Origin of the sequence: Solibacillus sp. (genome assembly GCF_040273735.1) — a bacterium.
Lineage (GTDB): Bacteria > Bacillota > Bacilli > Bacillales_A > Planococcaceae > Solibacillus.
In genome coordinates this window covers 1-13,075 of sequence record NZ_JBELZM010000031.1, presented here as the reverse complement: position 1 = coordinate 13,075, position 13,075 = coordinate 1, and the positions used below count along the sequence as shown (strand labels likewise).

At 38.6% G+C, this 13,075-nt stretch carries 11 protein-coding genes, 6 tRNA genes and 1 rRNA gene; all 18 read left to right on the top strand.

What is annotated here, in order from left to right; genetic code table 11:
• A 5S ribosomal RNA gene (gene rrf / locus ABS917_RS18940) occupies positions 1-77 on the top strand; the annotation flags it as partial.
• A gap of 277 nt (positions 78-354) precedes the next feature.
• Complete coding sequence (locus ABS917_RS18455) at positions 355-987, top strand: FusB/FusC family EF-G-binding protein (protein ID WP_350480352.1); 633 nt, start codon at positions 355-357, stop codon at positions 985-987.
• Between the two features lie 97 nt (positions 988-1,084).
• The gene (locus tag ABS917_RS18450) at positions 1,085-2,371 is read left to right on the top strand and encodes an alpha/beta hydrolase (protein WP_350480351.1); all 1,287 of its coding nucleotides are present in this window, start codon (positions 1,085-1,087) and stop codon (positions 2,369-2,371) included.
• A 160-nt stretch (positions 2,372-2,531) separates the two neighbouring features.
• Positions 2,532-2,607, top strand: a tRNA-Asn gene (locus ABS917_RS18445).
• 119 nt (positions 2,608-2,726) lie between these two features.
• Positions 2,727-2,801 (top strand) — tRNA-Glu (locus tag ABS917_RS18440).
• Between the two features lie 45 nt (positions 2,802-2,846).
• A tRNA-Val gene (locus tag ABS917_RS18435) sits at positions 2,847-2,922 on the top strand.
• 30 nt (positions 2,923-2,952) lie between these two features.
• Positions 2,953-3,036 (top strand) — tRNA-Tyr (locus ABS917_RS18430).
• Positions 3,037-3,049: 13 nt separating this feature from the next.
• Positions 3,050-3,124 (top strand) — tRNA-Gln (locus ABS917_RS18425).
• A 17-nt stretch (positions 3,125-3,141) separates the two neighbouring features.
• Positions 3,142-3,214 (top strand) — tRNA-Lys (locus tag ABS917_RS18420).
• Positions 3,215-3,406: 192 nt separating this feature from the next.
• Positions 3,407-4,309 carry an arginase gene (gene rocF / locus ABS917_RS18415; RefSeq protein WP_350480354.1) on the top strand — a complete coding sequence of 301 codons (903 nt, stop codon included), beginning with the start codon at positions 3,407-3,409 and terminating at the stop codon, positions 4,307-4,309.
• A 150-nt stretch (positions 4,310-4,459) separates the two neighbouring features.
• On the top strand, positions 4,460-5,023 hold the full coding sequence (gene sigW, locus ABS917_RS18410) for an RNA polymerase sigma factor SigW (protein ID WP_350480350.1): 564 nt from the start codon (positions 4,460-4,462) through the stop codon (positions 5,021-5,023).
• Between the two features lie 13 nt (positions 5,024-5,036).
• A complete protein-coding gene (locus ABS917_RS18405) occupies positions 5,037-5,651 on the top strand; it encodes an anti-sigma factor family protein (RefSeq protein ID WP_350480349.1) in 615 nt (204 codons plus the stop codon).
• A 208-nt stretch (positions 5,652-5,859) separates the two neighbouring features.
• Positions 5,860-6,696 carry a diadenylate cyclase CdaA gene (gene cdaA / locus ABS917_RS18400; RefSeq protein ID WP_350480348.1) on the top strand — a complete coding sequence of 279 codons (837 nt, stop codon included), beginning with the start codon at positions 5,860-5,862 and terminating at the stop codon, positions 6,694-6,696.
• Positions 6,689-7,705 carry a CdaR family protein gene (locus tag ABS917_RS18395; RefSeq protein ID WP_350480347.1) on the top strand — a complete coding sequence of 339 codons (1,017 nt, stop codon included), beginning with the start codon at positions 6,689-6,691 and terminating at the stop codon, positions 7,703-7,705. The genes cdaA and ABS917_RS18395 overlap by 8 nt, the downstream gene beginning before the upstream one ends.
• Positions 7,706-7,788: 83 nt before the next feature.
• Entirely contained in the window at positions 7,789-9,141 is a 1,353-nt protein-coding gene (gene glmM, locus ABS917_RS18390; RefSeq protein ID WP_350480346.1) for a phosphoglucosamine mutase, read from the top strand.
• A gap of 472 nt (positions 9,142-9,613) precedes the next feature.
• Positions 9,614-10,138, top strand: coding sequence for a type 1 glutamine amidotransferase domain-containing protein (locus ABS917_RS18385; protein ID WP_251691090.1), 525 nt, complete (start codon positions 9,614-9,616; stop codon positions 10,136-10,138).
• Positions 10,139-10,793: 655 nt separating this feature from the next.
• Positions 10,794-12,593 carry a glutamine--fructose-6-phosphate transaminase (isomerizing) gene (gene glmS / locus ABS917_RS18380; RefSeq protein WP_350480345.1) on the top strand — a complete coding sequence of 600 codons (1,800 nt, stop codon included), beginning with the start codon at positions 10,794-10,796 and terminating at the stop codon, positions 12,591-12,593.
• A 180-nt stretch (positions 12,594-12,773) separates the two neighbouring features.
• On the top strand, positions 12,774-13,075 hold a 302-nt coding region (locus ABS917_RS18375), incomplete at its 3' end, for a hypothetical protein (RefSeq protein WP_350480344.1).

The window sequence follows — 13,075 nt, the reverse complement described above, 5'->3', positions numbered from 1 at the left end:
CCGAACACGGAAGTTAAGCTCTTTAGCGCCGATGGTAGTTGGGGGCTTCCCCCTGTGAGAGTAGGACGTCGCTTCGCTCAAAAAGTCGCTGCTGATTTAGTCAGTAGTGGCTTTTTTATATTATTGGAAATTATATATATACTACTATACAATATAAAGAGTCAACTCATAACAGATTAAACCAAAGATGGTGTCTTAAATAACAGACTGCCTTCTTTGGTTTTTCTTTTATTAGAATTTAAATATTTTGAATGCCTTATACGAGGATTGCTTTAGCGGTTGACCATTAAAGCAGAAAGAAATACGATTAATGAATGTAAAGGTTCTTACAAGGCAAAACATTGGAGGTATAACATGACAGCACCTTTTTTAACAGTGGTGGACTTACGATTAATCGAACAACAAGTAAATAAAATACTGCAGGCAAAGCTAGCATCAAATGACAAGAAGATTGTTGCGGCTGTACGGGAGCTGGCAATTACAGAGCTAAGAGAAAAACTGACGCATGTAAATGAAGGTATTATTAAAGAAGTGGAAACGGTTGAGGATACTATCGGGGCAGAACTATTTTTCCAAAGCTTGAAGTCATATACTATTCCGTTTAAATCAATTTCCGAGCAAGGTTTGCAAAAGCTATTTAAAAAGGATAAAAAGCTGAAGTTACCTAAACTAGAAATGATTGATTGGCAAGCAATCAGTTATCTGTCATGGGTTGATAAAGGGACAAACCGCCAATACATTGTTCTGGAAAAGGAAGGACAATACACAGCATTGCGTGGAGTTGTAGACGCCCATAAACCGATAAAAGGTGTCTGTGCGATTTGTAATCAGCACAGTGCAGTTCATTTGTTTACAGCTACAGTAAAGGGCAATGGTGATAATTATACATCTTACAGCAACTATATTTGTGACGACTCCCAACTATGTAATCAAAAGGTCAGTGATTATGAAAAACTTCATGATTTTGTTGCCCGAAATTTAATATGAAAATAAAAGTCATCTTTATTGATGGCTTTTTATTTTGAAACTTTTTCCTGTTCTAACCGTAAAGGAAATTATGAACCGAATTGGGGAGGATAGAGTCATGCGAAAGATTGCTTATAGTTTAGCTATTGTGTTATTGCTGTCAGCTTGTAATAGTGAAAGTACAGATAAGTCAAAAGCAGAAGAACAAACTAAGCAGGAGGTTATGTATATGGAGGAAGCACTATTAGGAAAATGGCAGGGGATGATTGAAATTCCACAGTCACCTCTTGAAATTATTTTAAATTTGGAAGAGTCGAGTGGAAGTATTTCTGTACCTGCACAAGGAGTCAGTGATTTTGCCTTTGAATCGATTAAATATAATGAGTCGGATTTGGCCATCACCATTAATTTAGCCGGATCTCAAATTAAAATTGCCGGGAAGCTAAAAAACGAAACGGTAGAAGGAACGTTTATGCAAAATGGACAGTCCTATCCTATTACGTTAAAGCCTTATAAAGAGACACCTGTTACGTATGATGAGCTATTGATCCCTGTTGCCGGCGGAGAGCTTAAAGCAGCGTTGGAAAGACCTGTTAAAGCTACGGGAGAGCTTGTTATAATCCATGCCGGGTCAGGTCCTACAAATAAAGATGGCAATACAATAGGAGCTGGATCGAATAATAGCTTAAAGATGATTGCAGAGAGCTTAGCGGAGAAAGGGATTTCTTCTATTCGTTTCGATAAGCGTGGAATCGGTGATAATACAGCATTAACTAAAAAAGAAGAAGAATTAACATTTGATATGTATGTAGAGGATGTTAAAGCAATTGTAGATTATGCTAAAAAGGCTGACCGCTTTAATGACATTCATTTACTTGGTCATAGTGAAGGTGCTTTGATAATGACGCTTGCTGCCCAGCAAAATGACGTAGCCTCTCTTATTTCGATTGCAGGTATTGGCAGACCGGCGAATGAAGTTTTAATGGAACAATTGTCAGCAAGCTTACCTCCGAATTTATTACTGGAATCGGAAAAAGCATTACAGCAATTAAAAGCAGGCAAAAAAGTAGAGGCAGTGTCTGCACAGCTCCAATCATTATTTAGACCTTCTGTTCAGCCATATATAATTTCATGGCTTAAATACGATCCTCAGCAAGAAATAAGCAATGTTAACGTTCCAATTATCATTCTTCAAGGGAAAAAAGATATTCAGGTAACAGAAAAAGATGCAGAAAACTTATATGCAGCAAATAATCAAGCCACAATTCACTATTTTGATAAGATGAATCATGTGTTAAAAGATGTAGAAGGCGATCGAGACCAAAATCTTGCGAGCTATTACAATCCTGGTTTGCCGCTAACAAATGGTTTGATTGAGGAAATTACCGAGTTTATAAAGCAGTAATGGACAAATATTCATTAAAACGAGCTTTTACCAATGAAAGATGAGCATAATAAATAAAATGTTCAAATTATTTCAAAAAACTACTTGTATAAATTTTAAACGTTGCTATAATAATAAATGTACGAAAGATGGCTTGTACATCACTGTATAATAGTAGCGTTCCGAAGTAGCTCAGTTGGTAGAGCATCCGGCTGTTAACCGGCAGGTCGCAGGTTCGAGTCCTGCCTTCGGAGCCATTTTTTTTGCCTTTTTACTATTACAAAATAAAAAATAAAACTTTTTTCAAAAAAGGCTTGCACTATATAAGAAATGATGATATTATAAATCTTGTCTTAAAGAGAACAACTTATATAACGGCCCGTTGGTCAAGTGGTTAAGACACCGCCCTTTCACGGCGGTAACACGGGTTCGAATCCCGTACGGGTCACCATTTAAGGCTTCATAAAAAAATAAAGCAGTAACACTTGTTATGTATGGAGGATTAGCTCAGCTGGGAGAGCACCTGCCTTACAAGCAGGGGGTCGGCGGTTCGAGCCCGTCATCCTCCACCATTCAACTTTAACAGTGTTGCATCATTTGTCGGAGGGGTAGCGAAGTGGCTAAACGCGGCGGACTGTAAATCCGCTCCTTAGGGTTCGGCGGTTCGAATCCGTCCCCCTCCACCATCTATAAAATGTTTGGGGTATAGCCAAGCGGTAAGGCAACGGATTTTGATTCCGTCATGCCCTGGTTCGAATCCAGGTACCCCAGCCATTTTTTTTATTTTTTATGAGCCATTAGCTCAGTTGGTAGAGCATCTGACTTTTAATCAGAGGGTCGAAGGTTCGAGTCCTTCATGGCTCACTTTTATTTTATAAACTTAGAAGTGTACTTAAATATCAAATAACAATCCTTTACTTATTTATAAGTAAAGGATTTTTTGCGTATAAAAAGGGAAAATCGTTTAGTTGCTCGAAATTTCTATAGGAGGGTGAGCGGAGAAGAGAATAGAATAGAATAGAAAAATTACATGACATGTTAGGGGATGCAGAAATGATGAATAAGAAGATTTCAATTGTAGGGGTACCATGTGATTATGGACAACAGCGCCGCGGGGTAGATATGGGACCAAGTGCAATCAGATATGCAGGGCTGCAACAGCGTTTAACTGATCTTGGATATGAAGTTGAAGACGAAGGGAATATACAAGTTATTGAGGGGGATGCAGCTGCACATAAAGATGAAAAGCTGCTTAATCTGGAAGAAGTGATTAAGGTCAATACAGCACTTGCCGAAAAAGTATTCAATGTTGTAAAAAAAGATTACATACCGCTTGTATTAGGAGGCGACCATAGTATTGCAATTGGTACATTGGCAGGTTTGTCGATGAAATATAAAAATCAGGGAGTTATCTGGTTTGATGCCCATGCAGATTTAAATACACCGGAAACAACGCCTTCCGGAAATATTCATGGGATGCCTTTAGCAACAAGTATTGGGCTAGGACATGAAAGGCTAACATCCATTTTACATGCAGAACCTAAAATCAAAGCTGAAAACATTGTTATAATTGGCGGACGTTCTATCGATGAAGGGGAACGGGAGCTAATTAAGTCAAGAGGCATTAAAATATACACTATGCACGAAATCGATCGCCTTGGAATGACATATGTAATGGAAGAAACTCTAAAATATTTTAAACAATTGCAAATAGACGGCCTTCATTTATCACTTGATTTGGACGCATTAGATCCATTATATACTCCTGGAGTGGGAACACCTGTAGCAGGTGGGATCACTTACCGGGAAAGTCATTTAGCAATGGAAATGATACAGGAATCCGGTTTAATGACATCGGCTGAGTTTGTAGAGGTGAATCCTATATTAGATGAGCGAAATAAAACAGCAGATGTAGCGGTTGCCTTAATCGGCTCTTTATTTGGCGAAACTTTAGTATGATTATTACGAAAAAATTCGATTGGTCGTTACGAAGTTTGTTATAATAAAGGCACATATTTATGGGTGGAAAAAAATTTTTAGAGAAAATGAAACCTTTTAAAAAGCAATCCGTATATATAGAACAGCTGAAAAGGTGGAGAGGAAAGACAAATGGATGCGTTAGTTAATAAAAGAATAAAGCAAGTGCTTAAAGGTGACCAAAACGCATATGCCGACATCGTTAACCTCTACCAGCACAAGCTGTATCAAGTGTGCTATCGAATGCTTGGAAATAAACAGGAAGCAGAAGATATCGCACAGGAGGCATTCATACGTGCCTATATTAATTTACATTCGTATGACCAAAATCGAAAATTTTCAACATGGCTTTACCGAATCGGAACAAATCTCTGCATTGACCGAATTCGTAAAAAGAAGCCCGATTATTACTTAGATGCGGAGGTAGCGGGAACAGAAGGTCTGGATATGTATTCTCAGATTGCCTCAGAGGAGCAGTTGCCGGAAGAAGCCGTTGAGCAGATGGAGCTTCAGGACCGAATACAATATGAAATCAGCCGCCTTCCCGACAAGTATCGATCGGTCATTGTATTAAAATATATTGAAGAACTGTCCCTTCAGGAAATAAGCGAAATTCTGGATATGCCTTTAGGAACAGTTAAAACGCGGATTCACCGTGGCCGTGAAGCGTTAAGAAAGCAGTTAAACAATTTGTAGGAGGAAGATACGCATGAAAACGTGTGCATCAGAATTCGTGGATTATATGCACGAATATTTAGATGGTGATATTAGTCGTGAGCATGAACAAATATTGAAGCAGCATTTACAAACATGCCCTGATTGCCAACAACATATGCATGAATTAAGCGACACGATTGCGTTTATCAAGAGTGCAGCACATATTACTGCCCCTCCGCGCTTTGAGGATCAAGTGATAAGTCGTTTACCTAAACGCAAAAGTTCTGCCGGCATCAAACGTTGGTTCCGTCAGCATCCTGTTCTTGTAGCTGCAGCAGTATTCTTTTTATGTATGAGTGCCACTTTGTTAGGCAGTTTTCCGAATGATGAGCAATTCTCTGTGACGAAACAGCCTAATTTAGTCGTTGAAGGACAAACGGTAACAGTGCCGGTCGGTGAAGTTGTTAAAGGTGACATTGTTGTGAAAAATGGAGATATTATTGTCGAAGGGGAAGTGGATGGCAATATTACAGTTATCAATGGCAACTATATGGCATCTACGGCAGTCGTTACAGGGCAAGTAGAGGAAATTGACGAAATGTTCGAATGGCTATGGTACAAAATTAAAGACGGGTTCAATAAAGCGATCGCTGTTTTTAATGAGTAATAATTTAGAACGGTCATTACGTTAATTACAACAAGAAATAATATTTTCTTAATAAATCGGAACTTTTCTCAAAAAAAAGCCGTTCTAGTATAGAAAGAAAAGTCTACTCGTTCGGGTAGACTTTTTTCTGTTAGGAAAGTTAATCACTGACAGAATTATGCTATACTAAAACCAAGATGGATTAGCAAGTAAAGGTGGGGGATGCCACATGCAAATAATTGAGCAATTTACAGACATTGCTGCTGTAGATATGATTTTTAAAGTACTGGACGTACTGCTCGTATGGTACGTAGTTTATAAAGCATTGACCCTCATTAGAGGAACGAAAGCCGTTCAATTATTAAAAGGGTTATTAATTGTCGTGTTAGCGAAATTTGCTACCTACGTTTTCGGTTTAGACACCCTCGATTGGTTGCTGCAAGAAGTAATTGATTGGGGTTTCTTAGCCATTATTATAATATTCCAGCCGGAAATTCGCCGAGCCCTTGAGCAGATCGGACGAGGTAAGCTTTTCCAACGAACGAACAACCAGCAGGAAGATGAGCAGACACGCTTAGTCGAGGCGATGAAAAAATCTGTAAATTATATGGCAAAACGTCGAATTGGAGCACTTATTTCTATTGAAAAAGATACTGGCTTAAATGAATATGTAGAAACGGGCATCAAGATGGATGCCACAATTTCATCTGAATTAATGATTAATATTTTCATCCCAAATACACCGTTACATGACGGGGCCGTAATTATACAGAAAAACCAAATAGCCGCTTCGGCATGTTACTTACCATTGTCGGAAAGTGCATTTATTTCCAAAGAACTTGGTACACGTCACCGAGCAGCACTTGGGTTAAGTGAAGTAACAGATGCAATTACAATTGTTGTATCCGAAGAAACAGGTGCGATTAGTATAACAGCCAATGGTAATTTACACCGTAATCTCACTATTACAGAATTTGAAGAATTACTGCGTAAACTGTGGTTTGGTCCTGAACAAGATTCTAACTTAGCATCTAAGTGGACTTGGGGAGGGAAAAAGAATGGATAAAATATTTGATAGCTCATGGATGCTCCGTTTAACCGCTTTGTTTTTAGCGGTGGCCCTCTTCCTGTATATTCAAACAGAAGAAAAACGTGAAACGGACTCGGGCTCATCCAATGAAACAGATGTCATCACAAATGTGCCATTGGAAGTGTACTATGATTCTGATAATTTATTTGTTACAGGGCTCCCTGAAACGGTCGATGTGAAAATTTCAGGACCGAAACAAATTGTAATGAAAACAAAGCTTGAAAAGGATTTCAAACTCTTTGTCGATTTAAACTCATTGTTAATTGGTGAACATAGCGTTACAATACATCAAGAAAACTTTTCGGAAAAACTGGATGTATCAATTGAGCCAAAAATAATTAGTGTAACAATTGAGGAAAAGGTTACTGAACAGTTTCGTGTAGAGCCTGAAATGAATAACCGCCTTTTAGCTGAGAACTTCGTACTGAACGAGATGACGGCAGAACCGTCAAAAGTTGCGGTAACAGGAGCAAAGAGTGTCATTGATAACATAAGTTATGTAAAGGCAACGGTTTCAGGCGAGAAAGATTTGAATAAATCATTTGAACAGGAAGCGGCTGTAAAGGTACTCGACCGTGATCTGAATAAGCTCGATGTCAGCATTAATCCGGATAAGGTCAATGTAAAAGTAGAAATTAATGAATATAGTAAAGAAGTCCCGATTAAGATAAACGAAATTGGGGAACCAGTAGAGGGGCTTACAATTGACAGTTTATCCCCGGAAAAATCTAACATAACGGTATATGGTTCGAAATCTGTAGTGGATTCATTAAAAGAAGTTGTCGTAGACGTTGATGTTTCAAAAATAAAAAAATCCGGTCCGTACGAATTTAAAATTGAGCTTCCAACAGGGGCTACCAAGTTATCTCAAGAGAAACTAACGGTACGCGCAAATGTAAGTGGAGAGCCAGTTCGTGAACAGGGAAAAGATAGTGAAGCAGATACAGATGCAGATTCTAATGGTGAAGATACAGATGGAAACTAACTATCAATAAAACAAGCAATCCACTTTAGGTGGTAAATTTAATAACGTATGGTATTTCAAGCGTTGAAGGAGAGAAAAAGTAAATGGGTAAATATTTCGGAACAGATGGCGTTCGCGGTGTCGCAAATAGTGAACTAACACCAGAGTTGGCATTTAAACTAGGCCGTATTGGCGGCTATGTGCTGACGAAGGATGCTAAAGATCGCCCGAAAGTATTAATCGGACGTGATACACGTATTTCTGGGGAGATGTTGGAAGGTGCACTTGTTGCAGGTCTTCTGTCAATTGGAGCAGAAGTTATGCGTTTAGGTGTCATTAGTACACCAGGTGTTGCGTATCTTACACGCGTCATGAATGCTGAAGCAGGTGTTATGATTTCAGCATCTCATAATCCTGTTGCAGATAACGGCATTAAATTTTTCGGTCCAGACGGCTTTAAATTAACGGATGCACAAGAAGAAGAGATTGAACGTATTCTTGATGCAGAAGAAGATACATTACCACGTCCAGTAGGTGCTGCTGTTGGTTCAGTAACAGACTACTTTGAAGGTGGACAAAAATATATTTCATACTTAAAACAAACAGTTGAAGAAGATTTTGAAGGATTACATGTGGCATTAGACTGTGCGCATGGTGCAACGTCTTCTCTAGCAACACATTTATTCGCAGATTTAGAGGCAGATATTTCAACAATGGGCGCTTCACCGGATGGACTGAACATAAATGAAGGTGTCGGTTCAACACATCCTGAAAAATTAGCTGCATTCGTCGAGGAACGCGGCGCAGATGTTGGTTTAGCATTTGATGGAGATGGAGACCGTTTAATCGCTGTAGATGAGGACGGTACGATTGTTGACGGTGACCAGATTATGTTCATCATCGGAAAGTATCTACAAGCAAAAGGCCGCTTAAACAAAGGCACGATTGTTTCTACAGTTATGAGTAACATGGGCTTCTACAAAGCGCTTGAAGACAACGAAATGACAAGTGTTCAAACAGCAGTTGGGGATCGCTATGTTGTGGAAGAAATGCGTGCAAATGATTATAACTTAGGTGGCGAACAATCGGGTCACATCGTATTTTTAGATTACAATACAACAGGCGACGGTTTGCTTACAGGTATTCAGTTAGTGAATATTATGAAAGCTACAGGCAAAAAACTTTCTGAACTTGCAGGTGAAATGACGATTTACCCGCAGAAATTAGTAAACGTGCGTGTAACAGATAAACATGCTGTAACACAAAATGAAAAGGTTGCAGCTGTCATCGCTGAAGTAGAAGCGGAAATGGCAGGCAATGGTCGAGTATTAGTACGCCCTTCAGGTACAGAGCCTTTAGTGCGCGTTATGGTGGAAGCAGCTTCTGAAGAGGCTTGCGAAAACTATGTAGCACGTATTGCAGATGTAGTACGTACAGAAATGGGTTTAGCTGAATAAATCATAGTGACGGCACCGGAAGTGATGGAGACATTGCTTCCGGTGTTTTTTTGCTTTGTATGGGATTTTCTAATACCGGTTTAGAAAATGTAATATAACTAAAAGAGTTCTAATAAACAGCTGTTCTTCTAATAAAAGTACCAAATGTTCAAAAATGCTATCCAAGTATTCAAATATCCATGCGAAACTTTCGAATATCGAATCCAACTCTTCTAATACCGCCTCAAAATGTTCTAATAAAAGGAGGTCGAGATTAATTCAAAACAACAAAACAATCTTTTTACCGCTTAAACCCAGTTATAAATTTTACCATTCTAATGAATACTGAAACTGTTCTACTTTTTGCGGAAACCGACCTAAAACTATTTACATTTGTTGTAATAAAAGAACGAGACCTATGTAAATATGTTTCATTTTCAAGAATTCGGGAAACAAAATAAAGTATCCTAATAAGACGAAGGAGTGTTTTACATTGGCTAAAATTGCAACATTAATTACTGACAAGTTTGAAGATGTGGAGTTCACAAGTCCGAAACAGGCACTAGAGGCTGCAGGGCATACAATTGTAACGATTGATAAAGAAGGTAATAAATCGGTTACAGGTAAAAATGGCGAAGCAACAGTTCAGATCGATAAAGGGGTAGCAGAGGCAAACCCGCAGGACTTTGATGCGTTATTTATCCCAGGCGGTTTTTCACCGGATTTACTGCGTGATGATGAGCGTGTCGTAGCTTTTGCAAAGTATTTTATGGATGAAAAGAAACCTGTCTTTGCAATTTGCCATGGACCACAGCTGCTAATTACGGCGAAGTCATTAGAGGGACGAGATGCGACAGGTTATAAATCGATTAAAGTCGATATGGAATATGCAGGGGTAAAATTCCATGATGAGGAAGTATTTGTTTGTCAAAAACAGCTTGTAACAAGCCGTACACCGGATGATTTACCTGCATTTAACCGAGAAATTGTAAATTTATTAGAAGAGAAGGGGCTTTAATAGAGCTCTTTGCATACGATAGAAAATAGTGCATATCCCGTTTTGATGTCATGTGGAGTGAGTCTTGTAATCAGTGGGAATGACAACGTTACTGCTGATACAAACTTCATCTCCCGGATCAAAACGGGATATTTTTCTAGAAATAATTTTTTCTATGAAGCGCTTACAATGATAGCGTAGGATTGACGGTGAAATTGTTTATGTGTATGATGTAAATGCTCAGTAAAAGGAATTGTTGAGCTGCGCTAAAGGAGAGAAAATCGCGCATACAAAATCGGAAAACAATTATAGCGCCAGAACTAAGGAAATCGAGCGGACATAATCCTTAGTTGACGAGGTGGAGGTTTATCGAAATTTCGGCGGATGCCTCCCGATCGCACATGCCCGGTTGTAACTTTCGTTTTAAAACAGAGAAGTGATTTTCTGGACAGAAAAGCGAAACGGCATACAATTAAAAATAATATTTAGCTACATCACCTTTTAAGAAAAGAGCAGGAATGTTACCGATGCGTGCTAGCTTTGCTAAACGAGAGCAAACATCACCTTCGACTAACTTCCGTGAAGCGCATTAGGCTAAAAAAGGTAGATTTCGTAGTCTGCTTTTGTGTTGCCAAAATGTGCTTCGATGTAGCAATTACATTGGAGGAAACGGATTATGTGTGGAATTGTAGGATATAACGGCGTATTGGACGCTAAAGAGATTTTATTAAAAGGTTTAGAGAAACTAGAGTACCGTGGCTATGATTCTGCAGGGATTGCTGTACACAATGAAGAAGGCGTAACAGTATTCAAGGAAAAAGGACGTATTGCAGATTTACGTAAAGCAGTTGATGGCGATGTGGAAGCAGCCGTAGGGATTGGTCATACACGTTGGGCAACTCACGGTGTACCAAACCGCTTAAATGCACACCCTCATACAAGTGCCACAGGTCGTTATACGCTTGTACACAACGGGGTTATCGAAAACTATCACTTATTACAAAAAGCTTATCTTAAAGGAATTCAGATGAACTCTGATACTGATACAGAAGTTATCGTACAGTTAATCGATTTATTTGCGAAAGAAGGTTTATCTACGTTAGAAGCATTCCGTAAAACATTATCGTTAGTGCACGGATCTTATGCATTAGCGCTTTTAGATAATGAAGATGTGGAAACGATTTACGTAGCGAAAAACAAATCACCGTTATTAGTAGGTGTGGGTGAAGACTTCAATGTTATTGCTTCAGACGCAATGGCGATGCTGCAAGTAACTGATCAGTTTATCGAATTGCATGATAAAGAAGTTGTAATCGTTCGTAAAGATAAAGTAGAAATTACAACATTAAATGGCCGCGTTGTTGAGCGTGCACCATATACAGCACAATTGGATGCTTCAGATATCGAAAAGGGAACATACCCTCACTATATGTTAAAAGAAATGGATGAGCAGCCTACTGTTATCCGTAAAATTATTCAAGCATATGAACAAGGTGAAGATGTTACGATTGATGCAGATATTTTAAAAGCATTATCGGAAGCTGACCGTCTATATATTATTGCGGCAGGTACGAGTTACCATGCCGGCTTAATCGGGAAACAGTATTTCGAAAAAATCGCTGGTATTCCAGTAGAAGTACACATTTCAAGCGAGTTTGGCTATAATATGCCGTTACTATCAAAGAAACCTTTATTTATCTTCATTTCACAATCAGGTGAAACAGCGGATAGCCGTCAAGTATTAGTAAAAATCAAAGAGCTTGGCTACAAAGCGTTAACTGTAACAAACGTACAAGGTTCAACACTTTCACGTGAAGCGGATTACACATTACTATTACATGCCGGACCGGAAATTGCTGTAGCATCTACAAAAGCATATGTTGCTCAAGTAGCTGTTTTAGCAGTAGCTGCCTATGCAGTTGCAAAAGAATTAGGAATGCAACTGGACTTTGATTTAAAACAGGAGCTGGCGATCGTTGCAAACGGCATCCAGACAATTATCGACTCTAAAGATGAAATGGAGCAAATTGCCGAAGATTATTTAAAAATCGCGCGCAATGCGTTCTTCATCGGTCGTAATATGGACTTCTGTGTATCATTGGAAGGTGCATTAAAACTTAAAGAGATCTCATACATTCAGGCAGAAGGTTTTGCCGGTGGTGAGTTAAAACACGGTACGATTGCATTAATCGAAGAAGGTACACCAGTCTTCGCTTTAGCAACGCAAAAAGGTGTGGCGCTTAACATTCGCGGTAACGTGAAAGAAGTAGTGGCGCGCGGTGCCAACGCATGTATTATTGCAATGGAAGGCATGGAAGAAGAGGGCGACCGTTTAGTCATCCCTTCTGTACATGAACTATTAACACCACTTGTATCTGTTGTACCATTACAATTAATCAGCTACTATGCTGCACTTCACCGTCGTTGTGACGTTGATAAACCTCGTAACCTTGCAAAATCAGTTACGGTTGAATAGAATTGAAATTAAAAACCGTTCGCTTTGTTGGTTTTTAATAAAGATTGATAATTTGTAATAAAGATTGATAATTTACAATAAAATTCGATAACAAATAATAAAGATTGATAAAAAACAACCTCTATGGATAAAATATCCATAGAGGTTGTTTTTTATTTTCTGAAAAAGGTGGTTGTCAATATGAATGATTTTCAAAAAGAAGTGATGGAATATAGCATAGCTTTAGAAAAGGTATTGAGGCAATATACAGGATTAGATTTGAAATTTATAGAAGAGGATTTATTGAAGAGTGGAGATGAAATTGATTTAAATATTGGTCTGTTTAAACCTAGAAGATTTCCGCCATTTGTAGATGATGTTTTTCGTAAAATAGTAGATGGTGTTTTAGATATTTTACCTAATAAAATTAATTCAAAGGAAAGCCTAGATTGGGAAGTTTTATCTAATATAGAAGATGATTTATCGATGAAGTTTATCTTTAA